The organism is Pseudonocardia lacus (genome assembly GCF_018531445.1).
In the GTDB taxonomy this organism is placed as follows: domain Bacteria; phylum Actinomycetota; class Actinomycetes; order Mycobacteriales; family Pseudonocardiaceae; genus Pseudonocardia; species Pseudonocardia lacus.
Map to the genome: position 1 here is coordinate 1 of NZ_JAHDTH010000138.1, position 22,657 is coordinate 22,657.

At 74.2% G+C, this 22,657-nt stretch carries 28 protein-coding genes; 9 read left to right on the forward strand and 19 right to left on the reverse strand.

Going from position 1 to position 22,657, the window contains the following annotated elements; genetic code table 11:
* Positions 1-298, reverse strand: a 298-nt coding sequence (locus tag KIK08_RS25505; protein ID WP_308257880.1) for a glutamate mutase L, incomplete at its 3' end; no start/stop codon positions are given.
* Positions 299-413: 115 nt separating this feature from the next.
* On the opposite strand from KIK08_RS25505, the gene ybiA reads away from it, so the two are divergent.
* The 3 genes from ybiA to KIK08_RS25520 all read left to right on the forward strand — a co-directional run bounded on the left by ybiA (position 414) and on the right by KIK08_RS25520 (position 3,309).
* Positions 414-971, forward strand: coding sequence for a riboflavin biosynthesis intermediates N-glycosidase (gene ybiA, locus KIK08_RS25510; RefSeq protein ID WP_308257881.1), 558 nt, complete (start codon positions 414-416; stop codon positions 969-971).
* A gap of 68 nt (positions 972-1,039) precedes the next feature.
* Positions 1,040-2,659, forward strand: a complete 1,620-nt coding sequence (locus KIK08_RS25515) for a long-chain fatty acid--CoA ligase (protein ID WP_214405790.1) — start codon at positions 1,040-1,042, stop codon at positions 2,657-2,659.
* Positions 2,659-3,309 (forward strand): nucleoside/nucleotide kinase family protein, encoded by a 651-nt coding sequence (locus KIK08_RS25520; protein WP_214405791.1) that lies wholly within the window; start codon positions 2,659-2,661, stop codon positions 3,307-3,309. Before KIK08_RS25515 ends, KIK08_RS25520 begins: the two co-directional genes overlap by 1 nt.
* 17 nt (positions 3,310-3,326) lie before the next feature.
* On the opposite strand, the gene KIK08_RS25525 is transcribed toward KIK08_RS25520, so the two are convergent.
* Together KIK08_RS25525 and KIK08_RS25530 are read right to left on the reverse strand one after the other, a co-directional pair.
* Positions 3,327-3,551 carry a DUF397 domain-containing protein gene (locus KIK08_RS25525; protein ID WP_214405792.1) on the reverse strand — a complete coding sequence of 75 codons (225 nt, stop codon included), beginning with the start codon at positions 3,549-3,551 and terminating at the stop codon, positions 3,327-3,329.
* 9 nt (positions 3,552-3,560) lie between these two features.
* Positions 3,561-4,403 carry a helix-turn-helix domain-containing protein gene (locus tag KIK08_RS25530; RefSeq protein WP_214405793.1) on the reverse strand — a complete coding sequence of 281 codons (843 nt, stop codon included), beginning with the start codon at positions 4,401-4,403 and terminating at the stop codon, positions 3,561-3,563.
* Between the two features lie 90 nt (positions 4,404-4,493).
* On the opposite strand from KIK08_RS25530, the gene KIK08_RS25535 reads away from it, so the two are divergent.
* Positions 4,494-4,748 carry a hypothetical protein gene (locus tag KIK08_RS25535; protein ID WP_214405794.1) on the forward strand — a complete coding sequence of 85 codons (255 nt, stop codon included), beginning with the start codon at positions 4,494-4,496 and terminating at the stop codon, positions 4,746-4,748.
* 38 nt (positions 4,749-4,786) lie between these two features.
* Here the strand turns inward: KIK08_RS25535 and KIK08_RS25540 are convergent, their stop codons facing one another.
* Both KIK08_RS25540 and KIK08_RS25545 read right to left on the reverse strand, forming a co-directional pair.
* The gene (locus tag KIK08_RS25540; RefSeq protein WP_214405795.1) at positions 4,787-5,548 is read right to left on the reverse strand and encodes an SRPBCC family protein; all 762 of its coding nucleotides are present in this window, start codon (positions 5,546-5,548) and stop codon (positions 4,787-4,789) included.
* Positions 5,545-5,874 (reverse strand): ArsR/SmtB family transcription factor, encoded by a 330-nt coding sequence (locus KIK08_RS25545; RefSeq protein ID WP_214405796.1) that lies wholly within the window; start codon positions 5,872-5,874, stop codon positions 5,545-5,547. The genes KIK08_RS25540 and KIK08_RS25545 overlap by 4 nt, the downstream gene beginning before the upstream one ends.
* A gap of 95 nt (positions 5,875-5,969) precedes the next feature.
* On the opposite strand from KIK08_RS25545, the gene KIK08_RS25550 reads away from it, so the two are divergent.
* Positions 5,970-7,460, forward strand: a complete 1,491-nt coding sequence (locus KIK08_RS25550; RefSeq protein WP_214405797.1) for an amino acid permease — start codon at positions 5,970-5,972, stop codon at positions 7,458-7,460.
* Between the two features lie 131 nt (positions 7,461-7,591).
* Here the strand turns inward: KIK08_RS25550 and KIK08_RS25555 are convergent, their stop codons facing one another.
* The 7 genes from KIK08_RS25555 to KIK08_RS25585 all read right to left on the reverse strand — a co-directional run bounded on the left by KIK08_RS25555 (position 7,592) and on the right by KIK08_RS25585 (position 14,055).
* Positions 7,592-8,518 (reverse strand): cation diffusion facilitator family transporter, encoded by a 927-nt coding sequence (locus tag KIK08_RS25555; protein WP_214405798.1) that lies wholly within the window; start codon positions 8,516-8,518, stop codon positions 7,592-7,594.
* A 146-nt stretch (positions 8,519-8,664) separates the two neighbouring features.
* A complete protein-coding gene (locus tag KIK08_RS25560) occupies positions 8,665-9,408 on the reverse strand; it encodes a 3-oxoacyl-ACP reductase family protein (RefSeq protein WP_214405799.1) in 744 nt (247 codons plus the stop codon).
* 88 nt (positions 9,409-9,496) lie between these two features.
* On the reverse strand, positions 9,497-10,717 hold the full coding sequence (gene manA, locus KIK08_RS25565; RefSeq protein WP_214405800.1) for a mannose-6-phosphate isomerase, class I: 1,221 nt from the start codon (positions 10,715-10,717) through the stop codon (positions 9,497-9,499).
* Positions 10,718-10,801: 84 nt separating this feature from the next.
* Positions 10,802-11,899 carry an SIS domain-containing protein gene (locus KIK08_RS25570; protein WP_214405801.1) on the reverse strand — a complete coding sequence of 366 codons (1,098 nt, stop codon included), beginning with the start codon at positions 11,897-11,899 and terminating at the stop codon, positions 10,802-10,804.
* Positions 11,899-12,120 carry a Trm112 family protein gene (locus tag KIK08_RS25575; RefSeq protein WP_214405802.1) on the reverse strand — a complete coding sequence of 74 codons (222 nt, stop codon included), beginning with the start codon at positions 12,118-12,120 and terminating at the stop codon, positions 11,899-11,901. The genes KIK08_RS25570 and KIK08_RS25575 overlap by 1 nt, the downstream gene beginning before the upstream one ends.
* A gap of 125 nt (positions 12,121-12,245) precedes the next feature.
* On the reverse strand, positions 12,246-13,613 hold the full coding sequence (locus KIK08_RS25580) for a phosphomannomutase/phosphoglucomutase (protein WP_214405803.1): 1,368 nt from the start codon (positions 13,611-13,613) through the stop codon (positions 12,246-12,248).
* Between the two features lie 73 nt (positions 13,614-13,686).
* Complete coding sequence (locus KIK08_RS25585) at positions 13,687-14,055, reverse strand: DUF3499 domain-containing protein (protein ID WP_250557798.1); 369 nt, start codon at positions 14,053-14,055, stop codon at positions 13,687-13,689.
* A gap of 77 nt (positions 14,056-14,132) precedes the next feature.
* On the opposite strand from KIK08_RS25585, the gene KIK08_RS25590 reads away from it, so the two are divergent.
* Entirely contained in the window at positions 14,133-14,615 is a 483-nt protein-coding gene (locus KIK08_RS25590; RefSeq protein WP_214405805.1) for a metallopeptidase family protein, read from the forward strand.
* Positions 14,616-14,702: 87 nt separating this feature from the next.
* Here the strand turns inward: KIK08_RS25590 and KIK08_RS25595 are convergent, their stop codons facing one another.
* Positions 14,703-14,969, reverse strand: a complete 267-nt coding sequence (locus KIK08_RS25595; RefSeq protein ID WP_214405812.1) for a WhiB family transcriptional regulator — start codon at positions 14,967-14,969, stop codon at positions 14,703-14,705.
* Positions 14,970-15,427: 458 nt separating this feature from the next.
* On the opposite strand from KIK08_RS25595, the gene KIK08_RS25600 reads away from it, so the two are divergent.
* Positions 15,428-16,201 (forward strand): site-2 protease family protein, encoded by a 774-nt coding sequence (locus KIK08_RS25600; RefSeq protein ID WP_308257882.1) that lies wholly within the window; start codon positions 15,428-15,430, stop codon positions 16,199-16,201.
* Here KIK08_RS25600 and KIK08_RS25605 read toward each other — a convergent pair.
* Genes KIK08_RS25605 through cofD form a run of 3 tightly spaced genes read right to left on the reverse strand, consistent with a single transcriptional unit; the run spans position 16,174 to position 19,062 of the window.
* A complete protein-coding gene (locus tag KIK08_RS25605; RefSeq protein WP_214405806.1) occupies positions 16,174-16,731 on the reverse strand; it encodes an NUDIX hydrolase in 558 nt (185 codons plus the stop codon). The two genes, KIK08_RS25600 and KIK08_RS25605, sit on opposite strands and share 28 nt — an antisense overlap.
* Complete coding sequence (locus KIK08_RS25610) at positions 16,725-18,086, reverse strand: coenzyme F420-0:L-glutamate ligase (protein ID WP_214405807.1); 1,362 nt, start codon at positions 18,084-18,086, stop codon at positions 16,725-16,727. The genes KIK08_RS25605 and KIK08_RS25610 overlap by 7 nt, the downstream gene beginning before the upstream one ends.
* Positions 18,079-19,062 carry a 2-phospho-L-lactate transferase gene (gene cofD, locus KIK08_RS25615; protein ID WP_214405808.1) on the reverse strand — a complete coding sequence of 328 codons (984 nt, stop codon included), beginning with the start codon at positions 19,060-19,062 and terminating at the stop codon, positions 18,079-18,081. Before cofD ends, KIK08_RS25610 begins: the two co-directional genes overlap by 8 nt.
* 211 nt (positions 19,063-19,273) lie before the next feature.
* On the opposite strand from cofD, the gene KIK08_RS25620 reads away from it, so the two are divergent.
* Entirely contained in the window at positions 19,274-19,576 is a 303-nt protein-coding gene (locus KIK08_RS25620) for a hypothetical protein (RefSeq protein ID WP_214405809.1), read from the forward strand.
* 13 nt (positions 19,577-19,589) lie between these two features.
* The gene (locus KIK08_RS25625; RefSeq protein WP_214405810.1) at positions 19,590-19,895 is read left to right on the forward strand and encodes a hypothetical protein; all 306 of its coding nucleotides are present in this window, start codon (positions 19,590-19,592) and stop codon (positions 19,893-19,895) included.
* A 305-nt stretch (positions 19,896-20,200) separates the two neighbouring features.
* On the opposite strand, the gene KIK08_RS25630 is transcribed toward KIK08_RS25625, so the two are convergent.
* The 3 genes from KIK08_RS25630 to KIK08_RS25640 all read right to left on the reverse strand — a co-directional run.
* Positions 20,201-21,124 carry a DNA-3-methyladenine glycosylase family protein gene (locus KIK08_RS25630; protein ID WP_308257883.1) on the reverse strand — a complete coding sequence of 308 codons (924 nt, stop codon included), beginning with the start codon at positions 21,122-21,124 and terminating at the stop codon, positions 20,201-20,203.
* A 9-nt stretch (positions 21,125-21,133) separates the two neighbouring features.
* Complete coding sequence (gene manB, locus KIK08_RS25635) at positions 21,134-22,204, reverse strand: mannose-1-phosphate guanylyltransferase (protein WP_250557799.1); 1,071 nt, start codon at positions 22,202-22,204, stop codon at positions 21,134-21,136.
* A gap of 57 nt (positions 22,205-22,261) precedes the next feature.
* The coding region (locus KIK08_RS25640) for a glycosyltransferase family 2 protein (RefSeq protein WP_408004720.1) at positions 22,262-22,657 on the reverse strand (396 nt) is incomplete at its 5' end.

Consider the following 22,657-nt stretch of genomic DNA (forward strand, 5'->3'; position numbering starts at 1 on the left):
CCGAGCAGGCCACCCGGTGGCCGGCCTCGGTGGCGGCCAGCCGCTCCGACCCGACGACGGCCAGCCGCAGCCCGCCGCCCGCCGACGAGCAGGCCAGCAGGGCCGGTTCGCGCTCGCCCGCGGCGGCGGCCGCGGACACCCCGCGGACCGCGGCGTCCACGCCCTCCAGCACGTCGTGGCGGGTGGTCGGGTGCTCGGCGAAGCCGACGAGCGTCCCGTCCGGGGCCACCAGCGCGGCCTTGGTCCACGTGGAGCCCACGTCGAGGCAGACCGAGGCGGTCCGGCCGGAGGGCGTCACGGCCGTCGAGCCTAACCGCACGCGTCCGTTCTGCGGGCCCGTCGACGGCGGTGGGATCGGCCGACCGGGACGACAGGGCGTGCGCGGACGGGTGTCGCCCGCGAGACTGTCGCCCGTGTCCCCGCGCTCGGTAGCCGAACTGCTCGACCTGCTCGCCACCGGCGTCACGGTGAGGTACCTGCATTTCTGGGGGCACCAGCCGACGCCCGACGGTTCACCCGGCAAGGGCTGCCTGAGCCAGTGGTGGCCGGCCGAGTTCGAGGTCGACGGCCGCAGCTACGCCTCGGCCGAGCACTGGATGATGTGGCGCAAGGCCGTCCTGTTCGACGACGACGAGGCCGCCGAGCGCGTCCTGGCCGCCGCCACGCCGGCCGAGGCGAAGCAGATCGGCGCCCAGGTGCGCGGGTTCCGCGCGGCGGCCTGGGAGGCCGAGCGCTTCGAGATCGTGGTGGCCGGCAACGTCGCCAAGTTCGCCGCGCACGACGACCTGCGCGCGTTCCTGCTCGGCACCGAGCCGCGGGTCCTGGTGGAGGCGAGCCCGCGCGACGCGATCTGGGGCATCGGGATGGCCGCCGACGACCCGCGCGCCGACGACCCCTCCGTGTGGCCGGGGCTCAACCTGCTCGGCTTCGCGCTCATGCAGGCCCGCGACCGGCTCCGCGACCAGCGCTGACGCATGGTCATCGACGACCGGCGCGGGTAGCTTTCGACCGCCACGCCGCAGTCGTCGAAGGAGCGCCGATGCTCGGGCTGATGCAGGACCGCCCACTCACCCTGACCCACGTCTTCCACCGCGCCGAGCAGTACTTCGGCCACAAGACGATCGTCACGGCCAGCACGACCGACGAGACGAGCACGACGATCGCCGAGTGGGCCGTGCGCGTGCGCAGGCTCGCGACCGTGCTCGACACGCTGGGGATCTCCGCGGACGGGCGGGTCGGCACGTTCTGCTGGAACACCGCCCGCCACCTGGAGCTCTACCTGGCCGCGCCGTGCACCGGGCGGGTGCTGCACACGCTGAACATCCGGCTGTTCCCCGAGCAGCTCGTCTACATCGCCAACCACGCCGAGGACGAGGTCGTCTTCGTCGACCGGTCGCTGCTGCCGCTGTTCTGGCCGCTGGTCGACCAGCTGCAGTCCGTGCGCCACGTCGTGGTCATCGACGACGGCGCCGACGCCGAGGTCCCGTCCGACCCGCGCGTGCACGACTACGAGGAGCTGCTGGCCGCGGCGACCCCGTTCGAGGGCGCGTTCCCGGTGCTGGACGAGAACACCGCCGCGGCCATGTGCTACACGTCCGGCACCACGGGCAACCCGAAGGGCGTGGTCTACAGCCACCGCTCGGCGGTGCTGCACTCGCTGGTCGCGCTGACCACCGACGCGATGAACCTGTCCGAGCGCGACGTCGTGCTGCCGATCGTGCCGATGTTCCACGCCAACGCCTGGGGCCTGCCCTACGGCTGCCTGCTGGCCGGGTCGTCGATGGTGATGCCCGGGCCGAACATGACCCCGCAGGCGATCGTGTCGCTGCTGGAGCGGCACAAGGTGACGGTCACCGGTGGTGTCCCCACCATCTGGATGGGTGTGCTGCCGCTGCTGCCCGAGCACGACCTGTCGTCGCTGAAGACCATCCTGTGCGGCGGCTCGGCCGTGCCCAGGGCGCTGTCCGAGGCCTACCGCGAGGCCATCGGGGTGCCCATGCTGCAGGCCTGGGGCATGACCGAGACCAGCCCCATCGCCACGGTCAGCAGCCCGCGGTCCCATCACGCCGACTGGACCGAGGACCAGCGCGCCGACTTCCGGGCCCGCCAGGGCGTCCCGGCGCCGCTGGTCGACGTCCGGCTGGTCGACCCGGAGACCGGCGAGCCGCAGCCCTGGGACGACAGGGCCACCGGCGAGGTGCAGGCCGCCGGGCCGTGGATCGCCAGGGAGTACTACCGCGGCGAGGGCGGCGGCGCCCAGTTCACCGAGGACGGCTGGCTGCGCACCGGCGACGTCGCCACCGGCGACCGGTACGGCTCGCTGCGCCTGGTCGACCGCACCAAGGACCTGATCAAGTCCGGCGGCGAGTGGATCGGCTCGGTCGAGCTGGAGAACGAGATCATGGCCCACCCCAAGGTGGCCGAGGCCGCGGTGATCGCCATCCCGCACGAGAAGTGGGTGGAGCGGCCGCTGGCCTGCGTGGTCGTCAAGGAGGGCGAGACGCTCACCGCCGAGGAGATCATCGAGTTCCTCACCCCGCGGGTGGCGAAGTGGTGGCTGCCCGACGCCGTCGAGTTCATCGACGAGGTGCCCAAGACCTCGGTCGGCAAGTTCTCCAAGAAGACGCTGCGCGAGAAGTTCGCCGGTCAGCGCGGCTGATGGCGAAGGACCCGCCGGTCCCGGCGATGGCGCGGCTGAGCCGGGAGGTCGTCGGGTTCGACGAGCTGGCCGACCGGGTCCGGCGGGCGCCCGCGCGCTGCGCCGGCACCCGGGTCGTGTGCGTGGACGGGCGGTCCGGGGCCGGCAAGACGGCCCTGGCCGGGCGGCTGGCCGCCGCGCTGGGCGGGCCGCCGGTCCTGCACATGGACGACCTGTACGACGGGTGGGACGGGCTCGACGAGGGTGTGCGACGGCTGCGCGCGCTCGTCGACGCCCTGGCCGGCGGCTCGCCGGCGCGCTACCGCCGCTACGACTGGCACGCCGGCGCGTACGGGCCCGAGGTCGACCTCGGACGCCCGGACGTGCTCGTCGTGGAGGGCGTCGGCGCCGGAGCGGTGGCCGGGCACGCGTCGCTCGTGCTGTGGCTGGAGGCGCCCGAGACGGTGCGCTACCGGCGCAGCATGGCCCGCGACGGCGAGACCTACCGGCCGCACTGGGAGGCATGGGCGAGCCAGGAGCGCGTCCACTTCGCCGCGGTCGACACGGCCGCCCGCGCCGACCACGTGGTCGACGGCGCCCCCGCCGTCCACTACGACCCGCGGACCCAGGTCGTCCTGCTCAGGTCCCCGTCGAGAACGAGGTTGCCGTGATCAACAGGGCCTGTTGATCACGACAGGTTCGTTCTCGACGGGGTCGGCGGGCGGAACCGGCCGTCGCGGACGGCGGCGAGGAAGGCGCGCCAGGCGGCTGGGCTGTGCCGCTGGGGGGAACGGGTGCGGTCCTTGGTGTCGCGGACGGCGACGGCGTCGGGCAGGAAGGCGACCTCCACGCAGCTGTTGCCGGAGCCGCCGCTGAAGGTGCTCGTGCGCCACTGGGGCTCGGGAGTGTCCACGCGCGCCTCCTAGAGCTGCGCCGCGACCTCCCGGACCAGCGCCAGGGACTCCTCGGGACCGAGCGCAGCCGAACGTAGCCGGTCGATCACGATCCTAGCCCGCCGCACCTCGGATTCCTTCTCCACGCGCAACGAGCCCAGCGTGTGCTCGACGTAGGCGATGTCCGGCTCGCCCAGGTGCTCGAAGCTCAGGACGGCCAGCGGCGAGGCGATGCCGGCGTGGGCGCCGACCGCCGTCGGCAGCACCTGCAGCGTCACCGACGGCAGGGCCGCGGCCCGCACGACGTGCGCGAGCTGCTCGCGCAGCACCGCCGGCCCGCCGATGGGGCGGTGCAGCACGGACTCGTCGACCACGGTGACCAGCTCCAGCGGGTGCTCGGCGGAGGTGAGCCGCCGCTGCCGGATCGCGCGCACCTGCATGACGTCGGCCAGGTGCTCTGGCGTGCGCTCCACCGCCGTCGTGAACAGCGCGCGCGAGTACTCCGGGACCTGCAGCAGCCCCGGGAAGAACGACAGCGCGAACTCCTGGACCCGGCTCGCCTCCGCCTCGAAGCCGACGTAGGCGTCGTCGCCCAGGCCGTAGGCCCGCCACCAGCCCTTGCGCCGGACCTCCCTGGTCATGCGGAGCAGGTCCTCCCAGCCGTCGCCGGTGACCTGGTACAGGTCCATCATCGACCGCATCCCGTGCACGTTGGGTGCCTGCTGGCCGTTCTCGATCCGGCTCAGCGTGCTGGTCGACCAGTCCAGCTTCGGCGCCGCCTCCTCCAGCGTCAGCCCGAACTCCTCGCGCAGCAGCTTCAGCCGCCGACCGAGGATCCGCCGGTGCACCACCGACCCGCTCCCGTTGTCCATGCGCCCCCCGTCCGTTCGATGACACATCGTGCCGATGTGGTCACCGAAACGGGAACCCGCCGTCGGAGCGACGTGCGGACGCTCGTCCGGGTGCCTACTGAGGACAGTCGCAATCGGATCGAGGAAGCCGCCGCGATCGTGGCCGGGTGGCCGAACGTGTGGGGCGGCCTGCTGGTCGTGCACCGGGCCGGCCCGGACGGTCGGTGCACGGAGTGCACCCGGGCCAACCGGCTCGCCCCGCGGTGGCCGTGCGGCCCGGCCGTCCTCGCCCTGCGCGCCCGCCGCATGGCCCGCACGCCGACCCCCGTCGAGAACGAAGTTGTCGTGATCGAAAGGCCGGAATGATCACGACAAGTTCGTTCTCGACGGGGCCGGGGCGCGGGTCAGGGGCGGGAGAGGCGGGCGGTGAGGGCGGGGATGCGGGTGGCGGCGGCGTCGCGGGCGGCCGGGTCGGGGCCGGTCCAGGTGACGGTGAGGCGGGCGCCGTGGCCGGTGCCCTCGCCCAGCTCCCAGCGCACGCGCCCGCCGCCGGCCTCCTGCTCCAGCGCCTTCGGCTCGTCCGCGACGAGCACCGGGCCGGCGCCGGGCCAGGCGCCCGCGAGGTCGGTCCACACTGCGTCGGCGGGGCGGGTGAGCTGGCGCTCCAGGCGCACGCGCCAGCCGTCCGGGACCTCCTGGACGTCGCAGGTGTCCAGGCCCAGCTCGGACACGTACTGCTCGTGCAGGGCCCGGTCGTCGGTGTCGACGGCGCTCGCGGAGCCCCCGGCCAGCATCAGGACCATGCCCTCCAGGCAGGTGTGCCAGCCGGCGGCGAAGCTGGCCGCGCCGGACCGGTCGTCGAAGGTGTGGGTGAGCAGCAGCAGGGAGCCGTCGCCGTCGGGGCGGACCTCCCAGCGCAGGTGGTCGGCGTCCCAGGTGTAGGCGATCACCCGGCCCTCCGCCAGCTCGGTGACCTCGCCGGGCTCGCCGAAGCCGAAGTCGACCTTCCCGCCGACGCGCAGCTCCGGCCGCACCGTCGTGGGGAACCACTCGGCCAGTCGCTCCGGCTCGATCAGCGCCTTCCACACCTTGGCCGGCGGGTGCGCCAACCGGCGCCGCATCCGCAGCACGGAACGGCCGTCCTGGGTGTCCAGGGTCTGGCTCATCGGTCCTCCACGGGGTCGGGATCGGCATCGAGGTGGCGTTCGAGGGCGTCGAAGCGGTCGGCCCACATCCAGCGGTACGGCGCGAGCCACGCGTCGACCTCGGCCAGGGGCGCCGGGTCGAGCTCGTACCAGCGCCGTTGCGCCTCCGCCCTGACCCGCACGAGCCCGGCCTCGCGCAGCACGCGCAGGTGCTTGGAGGTGCCGGGCTGGCTCAGCCCGAGCTCGGCGGTCAGCTCGCCGACCAGTCGAGGGCGCTCGCGCAGCAGGTCGAGGATGCGGCGGCGGACCGGTTCGGCGAGCACCTCGAACGTCACGCTCCCAAACATACCCCGCTAGCTATATAGCCGCAACAGAATGTTTCGTGGCGGACCGGCGGAGCTACTCGCCGGGCATCGCATTCGTCGCGGGAGGAGCCCGGCCGGTGAACGTGTGGCGCACGAAGAGCATCGAGCAGTCGATCCGCGACACCGAGGAACCCGAGCACCAGCTGCGCAAACGACTGGGCCCGATCGACCTCACGGTCTTCGGGGTCGGCGTGGTCATCGGCACCGGGATCTTCGTGCTCACCGGCGAGGCCGCGGCCGTGAAGGCCGGACCGGCGGTCGCGCTCTCGTTCGTGGTCGCCGGGATCGCCTGCGCGCTGGCCGCGCTCTGCTACGCCGAGTTCGCCAGCACCGTGCCGGTGGCCGGGTCGGCATACACGTTCTCCTACGCCAGCCTCGGCGAGCTGATCGCCTGGATCATCGGCTGGGACCTGATCCTGGAGCTCGCCCTCGGCGCCGCGACCGTCGCCGTCGGCTGGTCGACGTACTTCGCCGACGTGATGGGCCAGCTGGGGATCACCGTCCCGGACTGGGCCTACGGCGACGGGCACAACCTGGTGGCCGCGGTGATCGTGCTGCTGCTGACCGGGGTGATCTGCTTCGGCATCAAGGTGTCGTCCACGGTCAACCTGGTCATGGTCGTCATCAAGGTGGCGGTGGTGCTGCTGGTGATCATCGCCGGGGCGTTCTTCATCGACACGGCCAACTGGTCGCCGTTCATCCCGCCGGCCGGGTCGCCCCCCGCCCCCGGCGCCGAGGCGACGCCGTCGCTGCTGCAGGACCTCGGCATGCCGTCCGGGACGTTCGGCGTGGCCGGCATCTTCACCGCCGCCGCGCTGGTGTTCTTCGCCTTCATCGGCTTCGACGTGGTGGCCACCGCGGCCGAGGAGACCAGGAAGCCCCAGCGCGACATGCCGATCGGCATCATCGCCTCGCTCGCCATCTGCACCACGCTCTACGTGGCGGTCTCGCTCGTGGTCACCGGCATGGTCAAGTACACCGACATCAAGGTCGACGCCCCGCTCGCCGAGGCGTTCCGCTCGGTCGGCCAGCCGGCGTTCGCCACGATCATCTCCGTCGGGGCGCTGTTCGGCCTGACCACGGTGATGATGATCCTGATGCTCGGGCAGAGCCGGGTGTTCTTCGCGATGAGCCGCGACCGACTGCTGCCCCCGGTGTTCTCCCGGGTCAACCAGAAGACCGGCACGCCCGTGCGCACCACCCTCGTCACCGGCACCGCGGTGGCCCTGATGGCGGCGCTGATCCCGCTCAGCGAGCTGGCCGAACTGGTCAACATCGGCACGCTGTTCGCGTTCGTGCTGGTCGCCATCGGCGTGCTGGTGCTGCGCCGCACCCGCCCCGACCTGCCCCGCGCCTTCAGGGTGCCGGGCGTCCCGGTGGTGCCGGCCCTGGCCGCGCTGGCCTCGTTCTACCTGATGCTGAACCTGCCCGCCTCGACGTGGGTGCGGTTCATGGTCTGGATGGCCGTCGGGATCGTCGTGTACTTCGTCTACGGCGCGCGCCGCAGCCGGCTGCAGACCGACCCGAACTACATCCGCGAAGCCGAAGAGGCCTCCCGCCCCCGCTGACCGCCCTCCCCCGCCCCCCGCGCCGACCTCCCCCGCCAGAAGTTCCCCGCCGGAAGTTCAGGAAAGCCACGATACTGCCCTCACAGGGCAGCATCGTGGCTTTCCTGAACCTAACCCGAGCCTGCCCGGCCTCAGCCGGTGACGGAGGTCGACGAGCGGTCGAGGTCGGGCTCCAGGTAGATCGGCCGGGCCTCCGGGACGGCCTCCCGGACGCGCGCCTCCGCGGCGTCGATGGCGCGGGCGACGTCCTCGACCGCCAGCCGCGGCGTGAGCGCGATCTTCGCCGCGACCAGCAGCTCCTCGGGCCCGATGTACTGGGTGCGGATGTGGATGACCCGCTCGACCGGGTCCTGCTGCAGCGCCGCGTTGATCTTGCCCAGCACCGGTGCGGTGGCGCCCTCGCCGATCAGCAGGCTCTTCATCTCGATGATCAGGATGATCGCGATGACGCCGAGCAGCAGGCCGATCGCGATCGTGCCGAACGCGTCGAACACCGCGTTGCCGGTGATCCACGACAGGCCGACGCCCAGCAGCGCCAGCACCAGCCCGACCAGCGCGCCGAAGTCCTCCAGCAGCACGACCGGCAGCTCGGGCTGCTTGGACTGGCGGATGAACTGCCACCACGACAGGCCGCCCTTGAGCGGGCGGGACTCGTGGATCGCGGTGCGGAACGAGTACGTCTCCAGGGCGATCGCGACCACCAGGATGCCCACCGCGACGATCGGGTCGGTCAGGCCCTCGTGCGTCTCCAGCTTGTGGATGCCCTCGTAGAGCGCGAACACCGAGCCCAGGGTGAACAGCAGCAGCGCGACGACGAACGAGTAGAAGTAGCGGTCGCGGCCGTAGCCGAACGGGTGCTCGCTGGTCGCCGCGCGCTTCGCCCGCTTGCCGCCGAGCAGCAGCAGCCCCTGGTTGGACGTGTCGGCCACCGAGTGCACCGCCTCGGCCAGCATCGACGACGCACCGGTGAACAGGAAGCCGATGAACTTCGCGACCGCGATCCCGGCATTGGCCAGCAACGCCGCCACGATCGCCCGGGTTCCCCCACCTGCAGACACCGCGCCCCCTCCCAAGGATTTCGGACCGGCCGACCCTAGCGGGTGGCGCGCGCCCGCGCGGGACGGTGGGGGCGAATAGTCGGGAAAGCCGCATCATCGACCATTTCGGGCGATAACGCGGCGTCCCGATAATCCGGCGATTCGGACTAAGCGGTGAAACCGCCGTCGACCGCGATGACGGCGCCGGTCACGTACCCGGCCTCCGGGCCGGCCAGGTGCCGCACCGTGCCGGCGATCTCCTCGGGCCGGGCGAAGCGCCCGAGCGCGGTGAACCCGGCGATCACTGCGGCCTGCGGCCCGTCGGCCGGGCTCGCGTCGGTGTCGGTCGGGCCGGGGTCGACCAGGTTGGCCGTGATGCCCCGCGGACCGAGGTCGCGGGCCAGCCCCTTGGTCATCCCGACCAGCGCCGACTTGCTCAGCGCGTAGAGGGTCAGCCCCGGGAACGGCGTGCGCTCGGCGACGTTGCTGCCGATCGTGACGATCCGCCCGCCGTCGCCCATGTGCCGGGCGGCGGCGCGGGCCGCCAGGAACGGCGCCCGCACGTTGGTGGCCACCACCCGGTCGAACGTGGCCGCGTCCATGTCGTCGAGCGGGCCGAGCACGAACTCGGCGGCGTTGTTCACCAGCACGTCCAACCGGCCCCAGCGCGCGACCGTGCGCTCGACGACGTCGTCCATCGACCCGGCCTCGGCGCTGTCGACCCGCACCGCCAGCACCCGCCCGCCCTTCGCGCGGATCTCGTCCACGACCTCGACCGCCGCCGTGGCGTTCTCCCGGTAGGTCAGCACGACCTCCGCGCCCGCCTCGGCCAGCCGCACCGCCACCGCCCGTCCGATCCCCCGGCTCCCGCCGGTCACGATCGCGACCCTGCCCGTCAATTCCGTTGCCATGTCAACGATCTTGGGGCGGGGCGCCGGCCGGTTCCGGCGGTCATCGGACGCGGCGTCCGAACGCCGCGTCCGGAACCCGCGAGCCGGGTCAGCCCAAGGCGTCGCCGGCCAGGAACAGCTGGGTGCGCTCCGTGCCGGGGGCCAGCGTGATGCCGGTGTCGTCGGCGCCCAGCCACAGCGAGCCGCCGCGCTTGATCTCCAGGTCGCCCCCGGGCGCCGCGACGCTCGCCGAGCCGGCGGTGCACAGCAGGATGCGGGGACCGCCGTCGGGGACCGCGATGGGCTCGGTGGACGGGAGGCCGGTGCTCTCCCAACGGCGCAGCAGGAACTCCTCGAACGGGGTGTCGTAGCGCAGCCACGCGCCGTCGGGGGTGCCGGTGAGCACCGGGGGCGTGGCCGGGGTGAAGTCGAGGACGCGCAGCAGCTCGGGCACGTCGACGTGCTTGGGGGTGAGCCCGCCGCGCAGCACGTTGTCCGAGTTCGCCATCAGCTCGACGCCGGCGCCGTGCAGGTAGGCGTGCAGGTTGCCGGCGGGCAGGTACACGGCCTCGCCGGGGGCGAGGGTGACCCGGTTGAGCAGCAGCGCGGCCAGCACCCCGGCGTCGCCCGCGTAGCGCTCGGACAGCTCCAGCACGGTGCGGGCCTCGGCGTGGAACTCGGTGTCGTTGCCGGCCAGCCGCACGCACCCGGCCTGCAGCGCCGGCACCAGGACGTCCAGCGTCGACTGCGGGAGCGTGATCCAGGTGGTGAACAGCGCGCGCAGGCCGTCGGGGTCGGGCTGGGCGGCCAGCAGCTCGGCGTGCCCGGCCAGTTCGGGCACGTCCAGCGCGCGCAGCAGCGGGACCGTGGCGGCCGGGTCGCGGAAGCCGACCAGCGCGTGGAACTCGGTCAGCGCGCAGATCAGCTCGGGCTTGTGGTTGGCGTCGCGGTAGTTGCGCTCGGCGGCGGCCCGGTCGACGCCCATCGCGTTCTCCCGGGCGAACCCCGCGCGGGCCTGCTCCAGGCTCGGGTGCGCCTGCAGGGACAGCGGCTCCTCGGCGGCCAGCACCTTCAGCAGGAACGGCAGCGTGCCGTCCCAGCGGTCGGCGCGGTCGGGGCCGAGCAGCCCGGCCGGGTCGGCGCGCAGCGCGTCGAGCAGGGAGGTGCGCGCGCCGTCGGCGCCGACGAGCCGCGACGGGTCGTCCGGGTGCGCCCCCAGCCACAGCTCGGCCTGCGGGTGCGCCGAGGGCACCTCCTCGCCCAGCAGCTCGGCGATCACCGTGCGCGACCCCCACGCGTAGGGGCGCACCGAGTTCTCCAGCAGCTCCACGACGGCTCGGACTCCTCTGTCTCTCTACCGGCTCTGCCTGTGATCAGAAAGCCTGTGATCAGAAACTGTGCGGGCCGGCCCCGGTCAGGCCGGCTCGATCGTGCGCGTGGCCAGGCCCAGGTAGACCGAGGCCACGACCAGCCGGGACGCCAGCACGACCGCGCGCAGCAGCGGGGCGTGCCGCACGTCGCGCGGCACCTCCTCCACAGGGTGCACCAGGTCGGCCGAGGGCCACGTGCGCCCGGCCAGCCGCAGCGACACCTGGCCGGGGTCCTCGTCGCCGGTGGCCAGCAGGACGAGCCGCGGCGGCGGGGCGGCGGCGCCCTCGGCCGGGTCGTCGAACGGGTCGCGGAAGATGTCGCCGCCCGAGGCGCCCCGGTCGATCGCGCGCACCAGGCCGGTGGCGGTGACCGCGGAGGCCAGGTCGGCGGCGTACCCGACGACGCCGGCGTGCGTGGCCAGCGCCTCGACGGCGTGCCCCGCCACGGCCGCGGCCAGCGCGTCGGTGCCCCACAGCAGCGGCGTGTGCTCGGCCAGCCGCAGGGCGATCGACTTGGCCGGGTTCAGGAACGGCTCGTGGCCGGGCTGGTTGCGCTCGGCCTCGGCGTCGAGCTGGTCGGCCAGGGGCACCAGCCCGCCCTGCAGCGGGATGTCGATCAGGTCGAGCGCGCTGAGCGCGACCAGGCCGACGGTGAGCGCGCGCGGCAGGTCGAGGCCCGGGGGGACCGGGATGCGCGGCTCCACCAGCCGCACCCGCCCCGCGCCCGCCGAGGCGACCGGCCCGTCGCCGGGGGCGGACAGCAGCACCTCCGCGCCGCGGCGCGCGGCCAGCCCGACGCCGTCGGCCAGCTCGGCGTCGGTGGCGTCGGCGGTGTGGGCGACCACCACGTCCAGCGGCCCGATCCAGCTGGGGACGCGGTCGGTCAGCACCACCGGCACCGGGACGGCCGGGCCGAGCAGCGCGGACAGCAGCTCGGTCGCGGCCCGGGAGGCACCGGGCCTGCGCAGCAGCACCACGGCCCTCGGCCGGTGCCCGGACAGCTCGGCGACCCCGGCGTCCATGGCCGCGTCGACGCCGGAGCGCACCTGGGCGCCCGCGGTGGCCGCGGACCTCAGCACACCACCGGTGTCGACCGCTGCGAGCGCCCGCGGGTCGGTGAGCAGCGCGTCGTCGACCACCATCAGGCGCCGACGGCCGGCGCGTCGGGGCCGGACGTCGGCGGGGTCGCCTCGTCGAGCAGCAGCACGGGGATGCCGTCCTGCACCGGGAACCCGCGCCCGCACGACGTGCAGGTGAGCACGTCGGCGGCGGGGTCGTCCGGCGTTCCCGGGCGCAGCGGGGCGTGGTCGTCCGACGGGCAGGCCAGGATGTCCATCAGCTGGGGGTCGAGCTGTACGGCCACTTTCTCCTCCTCCGTACGGGATGTCCGCGATGCTGCCAGGACCCGGCCCGATCTGCGCCCCTGTACCGCGCGCGGATCGCCCGGGCCCCGTTGTCCGGACCTCGTCCCGACCTCGTTCGGCGGGCTCAGGACCGGATGACGGCCAGTACCTCGTCGCGCAACACCGAAACGGCCGCGTCGTCGGCCGCTTCCACGTTGAGGCGCAGCAGCGGCTCGGTGTTCGAGGCCCGCACGTTGAACCAGGAGCCGTCGGGCAGGGAGACGGTGAGCCCGTCGAGCTCGTCGAGCTCGACGCCCTCGCGGCCGGCGTAGGCCTCGCGGAGGGCGGCGACCCGCCCGGCCTGGTCGGCGACCGTCGAGTTGATCTCACCGGAGGCGGCGTAGCGGCCGTAGGACGCCATCAGGGCCGAGAGCGGGCCGGTCTGCTCGCCGAGGGCGGCCAGCACGTGCATCGCGGCCAGCATGCCGGTGTCGGCGCGCCAGAAGTCGCGGAAGTAGTAGTGCGCCGAGTGCTCGCCGCCGAACACGGCATCGGTGTCGGCCATCGTCTGCTTGATGAACGAGTGGCCCACACGGGTGCGGACCGGGGTGCCGCCGTGCTCGCGGACGATCTCCGGAACGGCCCGCGAGGTGATCAGGTTGTGGATGACCGCCGAGCCCGGCGACTTGGCCAGCTCCCGCACCGCCACCATGGCGGTGATCGCGCTCGGGCTGACCGGCTCGCCGCGCTCGTCGACGACGAAGCAGCGGTCGGCGTCGCCGTCGAAGGCCAGGCCGATGTCGGCGCCCTCCTCGACGACGCGCTTCTGCAGGTCGACCAGGTTGGCCGGGTCGAGCGGGTTGGCCTCGTGGTTGGGGAAGCTGCCGTCGAGCTCGAAGTACATGGGCACGATGTCGAGCGGGAGCTCGGCGGCCCCGCCGAGCACGGCCGGCACCGTGTAGCCGCCCATCCCGTTGCCGGCGTCGACGACGACCTTCAGCGGGCGGATGCCGCTGAGGTCGACCAGCCCGCGCAGGTAGCCGGCGTAGGCCGTGAGCTGGTCGGAGGCGGTGACCTCGCCGCCGCCGGGGCCGGCGGGCACCCCGGCCTCGACGTCGGCGCGGATGGTGGCCAGCCCGGTCTGCTGCCCGATCGGGCGCGCCCCGGAGCGGCACAGCTTGATGCCGTTGTACTGGGCCGGGTTGTGGCTCGCGGTGAACATCGCGCCGGGCACGTCGAACCGGCCGGAGGCGAAGTAGAGCATGTCGGTGCTGGCCAGGCCGATGTTCTCGACGTCGACGCCCTGCCCGGTGACGCCCTCGGCGAACGCCGCGGACAGCTCGGGGGAGCTGTCGCGCATGTCGTAGCCGATGACGACGCGCTCGACCGGGCCGTCGGACAGCAGCAGGCGCGCCGTCGCGGCGCCGAGGTCGCGCATCATCGGTACGTCCAACTGGTCGCCGACGACGCCGCGGATGTCGTAGGCCTTCACGATCGCCGACAGGTCCGTCACGGAACGGAACCCTAGCGGGGAGGTCCGACGCCTTCGTGCACCCCGCCCGGTTGAGCGGTGCCGGTGGGTGGTGTCAGTCGTCGGAGGGGCCGGGCAGGACGCGCAGGTGGCCCCGGCGGCCGGTGCCGCTGGTGGGCAGCGGCGGGGCGGGGCGGTCGGCCCGGCCGGCCTCGCGCACGGCCTCGGCCAGGGCGGTGAGGTCGTCGTTCATCGGCTGCGGCGGGGCGAACTCGCCCTCGAAGCGCACGACCTCCCAGCCGCGGGGGGCGGTGAGGCGGTGGGCGTGGGCGTTGCAGAGGTCGTAGGAGTGCGGCTCGGCCTGGGTGGCCAGCGGACCCACGACCGCCGTCGAGTCGGCGTAGACGTAGGTGAGCGTGGCCACCGCGGGCTCGGTGCACCCCGACCGCGAACACCGCCGCACACTCAACACGCCGCCGACCATAGCGCCTGCACCCGACAAGAGTTCAGCGCGACGCGCGGGTGCGCTCCGCCTGCCCCCGGGGGTCGTAGGATCGGCCGGTGACGACCGCCCGACGCAGCCGCCGCCGCTCGCCCCGCCGGCGCGACCGACGGGGCCGTGGCCTGCGCGGACTCATGTACCCGGCGAGCACGCCCGCGTCCCGCACCCGCGCCGAGAAGTTCGACGCGCTGGTGCTGGAGGCGCTGGAGCCGATCGAGCTGCGGTGGGGCTCGGAGCTCTCCGAGCTCGACCTCGCCGTCGACGAGGTCCCCGAGATCGACGAGACCTCGCCGGAGGACGTCGTGTGGGGCCAGGGCGTGCTCGCCGACGTCGGCGTGCCGCTGGCCCGGCTGGTCCCGGCGGGCGTCGACCCGGACGGCCTGCCGTCGCGGGCGCGGATCGTGCTCTACCGGCGCCCGCTGGAGGCCAGGGCCCGCGGCGGCGAGGACCTGGCCGACCTGCTGCACGAGGTGCTGGTCGAGCAGGTGGCCGAGTACCTCAACATCGAGCCCGACGCCGTCGACGGCGGCGCCCCGGAGTGACCTCCACCCCCCGGGGGACCGTCGAAAACGAACTTGTCGTGATCAACAGGGCTTGTTGATCACGACAAGTTCGTTCTCGACGGAGTTTCAGATGGCGGCGCGGCGCAGCCTGCGGCGCTCCCGCTCGGACAGCCCGCCCCAGATGCCGAAGCGCTCGTCGTGGGCGAGCGCGTAGTCGAGGCACTCGGCGCGCACCTCGCACCCCGAGCAGATGCGCTTGGCCTCGCGCGTGGAGCCGCCCTTCTCCGGGAAGAACGCCTCCGGGTCGGTCTGCGCGCACAGCGCGCGCTCCTGCCAGTCGGGCTCCTCGTCGTCCGCCGCGGCGAACGACCCGAGCACGTCGAACTGCGGCAGCGCCGCGGGCGGCGTCCCCAGCCCGTCGTCGACTCCCCCGTCGTCGACCAGGTCGATCGACAGGTCGTCGCCGATCGGGCCGTCCCCGACCACGACCAACTCCTCGCCCGACGAATCACGAACCGGCATCTCCCGGCCCGTCTCGCCCGACATCCCGCTCCCCCCGATCAGTTCGTACCGACTCGTTCCCCCGTGGCCCGATTCCCCCCGGATGACGCCTGAGGCTCCGCAGGCGGTCGGGATCCGCGCCCCCAGCGACATCCCGACCAGCTCTGACGCATTGATCAACTTCACTCGCCCACCTCCCCACACCCGGCGAATGGCTACCCGGACCAGAGAACCACGGCCCGAATCACAGCGATGTAAGTACAGCGCTGTGGGGACGTCCTGGCAAGCCGAAGCTGCCGTCCGAGTGATGCGCTCCACCCCATCGGTCGCCCGTTCAGCACAATGACCGGGTGGCCACCTTGCCGAATCGGATCAGTCCGTGGTTCCTGCTCCTCGTCTCGGTGACACTCGTCGGTGGAGTGCTCGCCGCGCTCGGTACCTCAGCGTTGCTGGCGTCCGGGTCATCGCCGCTGCTCACCGCCGGTGTGGTGCTGCTCGTGCTGGGCGGCTGGTCGGTCTCGCTGTGCCTGCACGAGTTCGCGCACGCGATCGTCGCCTACCGGTCGGGTGACTGGACGGTCCGCGAGAAGGGCTACCTGACACTGGACATCCGGCGCTACTCGGACGTCGCGCTGACGTTCGTCCTGCCCGTGCTGTTCCTCCTACTGGGTGGCATCCCCCTGCCGGGCGGGGCCGTCTGGATCAACCACGCACTCGTCCGGTCCCGTGCCCGGCGATCGCTGATCTCGCTGGCCGGACCGCTCACCAATCTCGGCCTCGGCCTGCTGCTCTGCCTCGCCGTGGCGCTCGTCCCGATGCCCGTCGGGCTCGTGGTCGCGCTGTCCTGCCTGGCGCTCGTCCAGGTGCTCGCCTTCGTGCTGAACATCCTGCCGGTACCGGGTCTGGACGGCTTCGGCGCCCTGGAGCCGTACCTGCCCGCCGGGGCCGTCCGGCTGGCCGCGCGGGTGCGCCCGTGGGCGCCGCTGGCGCTGTTCGCGCTCTTCATCGGCGTCCCGGGGGTCGCGGCGGTGTTCTTCGAGCTCGGCTGGGCGGTCTTCGGCGGGCTCGGCGGCTCGGTGGAGCTGGCCTCGTTCGGCTACGGCGAGCTGATGTTCTGGCGCTGAGCCCGCACCGCCGCGGCCAGCTCCGCCAGGGCAGCGTCGTCCGAAGGCAGCCCGTCGAGCGGGAACCAGCGCAGGTCGTCGGACTCGTCGCTGATCCGCTCCACCGCGCCGGCCGGCGCCCGCACCAGGTACTGGACGTCCAGGTGGCGGGTCGGCACGCCGAGCGAGCAGGTGATCGGGTGCACGCCGACGTGGACCGGGTGCTCGGAGATGCTCAGCCCGTCGATCCCGGACTCCTCGGTCGCCTCGCGCAGCGCCGCCGCCCGCAGGCTCGCGTCGCCCGGTTCGCAGTGCCCACCGAGCTGCAGCCACAGCCCCACCCGGGGGTGCAGCGTGAGCAGGGCGCGCTCGCCCTCGGCGTCCAGCACCAGCGCCGAGGCCGTGAGGTGGCCGGGGACGCAGGAGCGCAGGCAGGCGTCGTCGGGGCGGGCGTCGAGGAAGGCCAGCAGGGCGTGGCGCAGCGACTCCTGCGCCGGCCCGTCCGGGGCCCAGGCGGCCAGCTCCGCGGCGGCCCTCGCGGCGGCTACCACTCGACCAAGCCCCCGGCCGGGTCGCGCGGCGGGCGGGCCGCCAGCGGCTCGCGCGGCACCCCGACGGCGACCGCCCCGAGGGGCTGCCAGTCGGCCGGGAGGTCGAGCTCGCGGCGCACGACGTCCGCGGCGAAGATCGTCGACCCGACCCAGCAGGACGCCAACCCCTCGGCGGCCAGCGCGACCAGGAACGACTGCACCGCGGCCCCGCCGGCCACGGTGAACATCGTCCGCTCGCCGACGCGGCGGGCGTCGTCGCGGTAGGTGTGCATGCCGTCACCGGTGCGGAAGGCCAGCACCAGCTCCGGGGCCCGGCGCAGCAGGTCGCCGCGGGCCATGCGGCGCTCGACCTCGTCGGCCGGGCGGCCGTCGGCCTCCAGGTGCTCGCGCCAGCGCGCGGCCATCGCGTCCAGCAGCGCGGTGCGCCGCCGCGGGTCGCGCAGCCAGCCGAACCGGAACGGGGTGCTGTGGTGCGGCGCAGGCGCGGTCAGCGCGGCGCCCACGGCGCGGCGCAACGCCGCCGCGTCGACCGGCTCGTCGGCGAAGTCCCGGGTGCTGCGGCGCAGCAGCACCGCCTCCCGCCTGCCCCGGCCGATGGCCTCGTCCGTGCCCAGCCAGAACATGTCCTCGTCGATCGGGCGGACCAGCTCGCGCGCGGTCGAGCCGTCGTCCTCCGGGGCGGCGCCGCGCACCACGGCCACCGGCAGCCCGCCGAGCTTGCCCTTCACCAGGTCGGCCGCCGCGGCCAGCTCGTCGGCCAGCGCGACCTCGGTGACCAGCAGCGGGTTGCCCTGCGGGTCGGTCTGGCCCTCGTAGCGGTGCAGCACGGCCAGCCCGGCCGAGCCGATGGCGACGTCGGTCTGCCCGACGCGCCACGAGCGGCCCATCGTGTCGGTGACGACGACGCCCACCGTGACCCCGAGCAGGCGGTGCAGGTCGGCGCGCAGCCGGGCGGCGCTGGCGTCCGGGTCGGCCGGCAGCAGCGCCAGCTCGTCGGCGCGGACGTTGGAGCCGTCCACGCCCGCCGCGGCCTGCACGATGCCGAGCTTGCCGGCCACGATCAGCGTCCGGCCCCGGCGGGCCAGCACGCGCTCGGTCTCCTGGTCGACCAGCTCGCGGCGCAGCGCGTCGCGCGCGTCCGGGTCGGTCGGGGCGGGGACCAGCCTGCCCTCGGTCTTGGAGAACACCTTCGACGTGACGACGACGACGTCGCCGTCGACGATCCACGGCGCGGCCTCGACCAGCGCGGCGGCCAGGTCGTCGCCGGGGCGGAACTCGGGCAGCCCGCGCACCGGCAGGACGGTGATCGCGCCCGGTGCGGCGTGGTCGCCCTCGTGGGTGCGCGGCTCAGACACCGGCCAGCTCCAGGGCGCGCCGGGCCATCTCCGCGGTCGCGTCGACGTCGGTCATCAGCAGCGGCACCGACCGCACCTCGATACCGGGCACGTCGGCGGTGTCGCCGGAGTGCACGAGCCAGCCGTCGAGCAGGCCGCCGTCGGAGCGGGCGCCGAAATGCCGCCCCACGGCTTCGGCGGTGGTCTCGACGCCGATGGCGTCGAGGCAGGCGTCGGCCATCCCGCGCAGCGGGCGCCCGCCCACGATCGGCGACAGGCCCACCACCCGGCCGCGCACCGCGGCGAGCGCCTGGCGCACCCCCGGCACCCCCAGCGACGAGCCGATGCTCACCACCGGGTTGGACGGCGCGACGAGCACCGCGTCGGCCTCCGTGATGGCCTCCCGCGCGGCCGGCAGCACGGTGGCGTCGTCGGCGCCCACCGACACGAACCCGTGCGGGCGCGGCTCGGCCTTGTGCCGGATCCACCACTCCTGGAAGTGGATGGCCTTGCGCGCCTTGGGACCGGTCTCCGGGTCGTCGATGACGACGTGGGTCTCGACGCGGTCGTCGGTGGTCGGCAGCAGCGCCACCCCCGGGCGCCAGCGCGCGCACAGCGCCGTGGTGATGTCCGACAGCGCGTACCCGGCCCGCAGCATCCGGGTGCGGACCAGGTGGGTGGCGGTGTCCTTGTCGCCCAGGCCGAACCAGCTCGGGTCGGCGCCGTAGGCGGCCAGCTCGTCGCGCACGCCCCACGTCTCCCCGGAACGCCCCCACCCGCGCTCGGAGTCGATGCCGCCGCCGAGGGTGTACATGCAGGTGTCGAGGTCGGGGCAGATGCGCAGGCCGTGCAACCAGATGTCGTCGCCGACGTTGACCACCGCGGTGATCTCGTGCTCGCTCTCGCCCGGCCCCACCGCGGGCAGGCCCAGCGCCGCCTTGACCCCGAGCAGGAACCGGGCCCCACCGACCCCGCCGACCAGCACAGTGACCTTCACGCCGACGAGCCTACGTCGGGGGGCCGACGCCCCGGCGCCTCCGCCCCGGACGTGGGCGGGCCGACCGGTCGCCTGCGGTCGACCGGACGGAGCCACTTCCTTAACGCGCCTCGTGACCGCCCTTAACACCGGGCCAAGCGCGTTGTCCGGGAGACGCGCCGGTCCATAACCTCCGGTCGTTCCGCGACGGCGCGGAGGAACGGGAGGCGGGATGTTGAGGATCTCCACCACGGCACGGCGGGTCGGGGTACCCGCGGTGCTGGTCGCACTGGCCGCGTTCGGCGGCGCCGGCGTGGCCTCGGCCGCCCCGTCGGGGTGCACGATCTCGGTGTACTCCTACTTCAGCAAGGCCGAATGCACCGGCGGGTCGGGCCAGTACCGCGCCACCGTGCGCTGCGACGTCAACAACTGGCCCGACTACAACCGGTACGGCCGCTGGGAGAAGAGCGGCCCGAGCTACGCCTACTGCGACATCAACCACCGCGCCTTCAACGCCGGCTACCAGACCCGGTGAGTGGGGTACCGCGATGGAACAGTTCCTGCGCACCGCGCGCCGCGTCGGCGTGACCGCCGCGGTCGTGGCCGCGGTCGCCCTCACCACGGCTCCCGCCGCGTCCGCCGCGCCCTACTCCTGCGCCACCCAGGTCTACAGCTTCGGCGCCCGCTCCACCTGCTCGCTGGGCGACGGGCAGCTGCGCGCCTACGTCCGGTGCGACAAGAACAACGCGCCCGACTACAACCGCTACGGCGCGTGGGTCCCGCCCGGCCGCTGGTCCTTCGCCGACTGCAACTCCGGCGACCGCCCGTTCAACGCCGGCGCGCAGGTCCGCTGACCGCTCCGTCCGGTCGCCGCGGAGGCGACCGGGCGGACGCACCAACCGGCGGTCACCACGACCGCCTCGTCAGGGGCCACGGCGGCGGGCCGCGACCGTCCGCCCGTGGCTCCCGACCGGGCTCCCCGCTCGGCGCTCAGGGCGGGGGGCCCGGTCACCTCGGACACTGCGGACCCGGGCACACCTCGCAGCCCTGGACGTGTTCTCGCAGCGCGCCGGCGGGCTGCGACAACACCCCTGACGCTGCGGGGACGCCATCATCCCTGCGAGGGCTCCGCGCTACCGCCGGTCGAGCAGGGAGACCGTCACATGGCCCGGTAGTCACGCGGGGAGAACCGCGGGCCGAAGCGGGGCCGCCGGAAACCGGACGCCTCGATGTAGCGCACCGCCCGGTGCCGCTGCGGCGCGTAGGGCGCCAACACCTCCAGCATCCCGGCGTCGTCGAGCTTGCGCCCGAGCAGCGCCCACCCGACCACCGACGGGATGTGGAAGTCGCCGACGCTGACCGCGTCGGGGTCGCCCCAGGCCCGCTGGGCGACCTCGGCGGCGGTCCACACGCCGATGCCGGGCACCAGCCGCAGCAGCTCACGGCCCGCGGTGCCGCCCAGCTCGCAGGCCTTCTCCAGGCGGTGGGCGACGGCCGCGCTCGCGCGCAGCGCCCGGCCGCGGGCGTTGTCCACCCCGGCGCGGTGCCACTCCCAGTCCGGGATCGCCCGCAACTGGGCGGGAGTCGGCGGCACCCGAATGCCCTGCGGCGCCGGGCCGGGGGCGGGCTCGCCGAAGCGGCGGGCCAGCTCGCGCCACGACCGGTGCGCCTCGGTGCCGGTGACCTTCTGCTCCAGGACCGCGGCCACCAGCACGTCCCACACCCGGCCCGTCGCGCCCAGCCGCAGGCCGGGGCGGCGGTGCAGGGCGTCGGCGACGAGCGGGTGGTGGGCGACGAACTCCTCGGGCCGGTCGTGCGCGCCCAGCAGCGCCGGCACGCCGTCGAGCACCCGGCCGGCACCCGGACCCCACGCCGTCGCCACGACGGTGCCGTCGGCGCGGCGCTGCAGCCGCAGCGTGGCCGGGCCGTCGGCGGTCGTGCTCGCGTACCAGAGGCCCTCCTCGGTGAACCGCAGCGCCGGGTCGCCCGCCCCGCGGCGCAGCGGCGCCAGGAGGCCGCGGACGTCGAGGGCGTAGTCGGGGCGCCACTCCCGCACCGCGCCGGTCGCCGCCGGCGCGCTCACCCGAGCGCCTCAGACATCCGGTGAGAATCGCACCCCGTGCGGCGGCAGCACCACGTCGGGCCACACCCGCATGCCCTTGCGCAGCTCGCAGTGCGCCCCGACGACGGCCCGGTCGCCGATGACGGCGTCGGCGACCAGCGCGCCCTCCTCGACCCGCGCCCCGGCGCCGACGACGGAGTGCTCCACCACGGCGCCCTCGCCGATCACCGCGCCGTCGAACAGCATCGCGCCCTCGATCCGGGCCCCGGCGCCGATCCGCACGCCGCGCCCGACGGTGGTGCCGCCGAACACGAACGCCTCCGGGTCGACAGTGGCGTCGGCGAGCACGAGCGCCTCGCCGGTGCCGCCGGGCAGCGCGTCGGACGGCGCGACACCGCGGACCAGGTCGGCCGAGCCGTGCACCAGGTCGGCGGGGGTGCCCATGTCGCGCCAGTAGGCGTTGTCGACGTGCCCCGACACCCGCGCCCCGGCCGCGAGCAGCCCGGGGAACGTCTCGCGCTCGACCGACACCGGTCGGCCCTCCGGGATCGAGTCGATCACCGAGCGGCGGAACACGTAGCAGCCGGCGTTGATCTGGTCGGTGGGCGGGTCCTCGGTCTTCTCCAGGAACTCCAGCACCTGCCCGGTCGCGTCGGTCGGCACGCAGCCGTAGGCGCGCGGGTCCTGCACCCGCACCAGGTGCAGCGTGACGTCGGCCGAGGTGTCGCGGTGGGTCTTCACGACCGCGTTGAGGTCGGTGCCGGCGAGCACGTCGCCGTTGAACACCAGCACGTCGTCGGTGGTGAGGTGCTTGGCCACGTTGCGGATGCCGCCGCCGGTGCCCAGCGGGTGGTCCTCCACCACGTACTCGATCTCCATGTCGTAGCGGGAGCCGTCGCCGAAGTGCTCGGAGAACGTCTCGGCCAGGTAGGAGGTCCCGAGCACGACCCGGCGCACCCCGGCCGACCGGATCCGCGACAGCAGGTGCGCCAGGAAGGGCACCCCGGCGGTGGGCAGCATCGGCTTGGGCGCGGACAGGGTCAGCGGGCGCAACCGGGTGCCCTTCCCACCCACCAGCACCACGGCCTCGACGTCGTCCAACAACGGTCCTCCCCGGAAGTTCGTCTCAGCTGACGTTCGTGCCCGCTGAAGTTCGTGTCAGCCGCGCGGCCCGCGGCCGGCGAGCGTCAGCAGCGCCCGCGCCACCGCGGGACTGCGTTCGTGCACGTAGAGTCGGCGAGCGGGCGCCGAGCGTTCCGGCGGGCCGGGCCCGGACGGGTGAACCGTGGCGAGGGCCCGTGGCGCCCGCAGGCACAGCCACCCGGCCCTGCCCAGCCGCTCGCCCAGGTCGACGTCGTCGAACGCGTCGACGTAGCGCGGGTCGAAGCCGTCCACCGAGTCGAGCGCGACCCGGCGCAGCAGCACGCACACCGCCGGCACCCAGCCGACGACCCCGCCCGGCGGCGCCGCGGACGGCTCCCGGCCGAGCAGCACCCGCGCCGCGGTCGGCACGTCGCCACCCCCGCCGACCGGCCGGCCCCGCGGGTCGACCAG

Bases quoted from the DNA above. Each gene is read 5' to 3' on its own strand.
- KIK08_RS25515 (WP_214405790.1), top strand. From the start codon at position 1,040: ATGCTCGGGCTGATGCAGGACCGCCCACTCACCCTGACCCACGTCTTC.
- KIK08_RS25520 (WP_214405791.1), top strand. From the start codon at position 2,659: ATGGCGAAGGACCCGCCGGTCCCGGCGATGGCGCGGCTGAGCCGGGAG.
- KIK08_RS25530 (WP_214405793.1), bottom strand. From the start codon at position 4,403: ATGGACAACGGGAGCGGGTCGGTGGTGCACCGGCGGATCCTCGGTCGG.
- KIK08_RS25540 (WP_214405795.1), bottom strand. From the start codon at position 5,548: ATGAGCCAGACCCTGGACACCCAGGACGGCCGTTCCGTGCTGCGGATG.
- KIK08_RS25545 (WP_214405796.1), bottom strand. From the start codon at position 5,874: ATGTTTGGGAGCGTGACGTTCGAGGTGCTCGCCGAACCGGTCCGCCGC.
- KIK08_RS25560 (WP_214405799.1), bottom strand. From the start codon at position 9,408: ATGGCAACGGAATTGACGGGCAGGGTCGCGATCGTGACCGGCGGGAGC.
- KIK08_RS25570 (WP_214405801.1), bottom strand. From the start codon at position 11,899: ATGGTGGTCGACGACGCGCTGCTCACCGACCCGCGGGCGCTCGCAGCG.
- KIK08_RS25585 (WP_250557798.1), bottom strand. From the start codon at position 14,055: ATGGTCGGCGGCGTGTTGAGTGTGCGGCGGTGTTCGCGGTCGGGGTGC.
- KIK08_RS25620 (WP_214405809.1), top strand. From the start codon at position 19,274: ATGTTGAGGATCTCCACCACGGCACGGCGGGTCGGGGTACCCGCGGTG.
- KIK08_RS25625 (WP_214405810.1), top strand. From the start codon at position 19,590: ATGGAACAGTTCCTGCGCACCGCGCGCCGCGTCGGCGTGACCGCCGCG.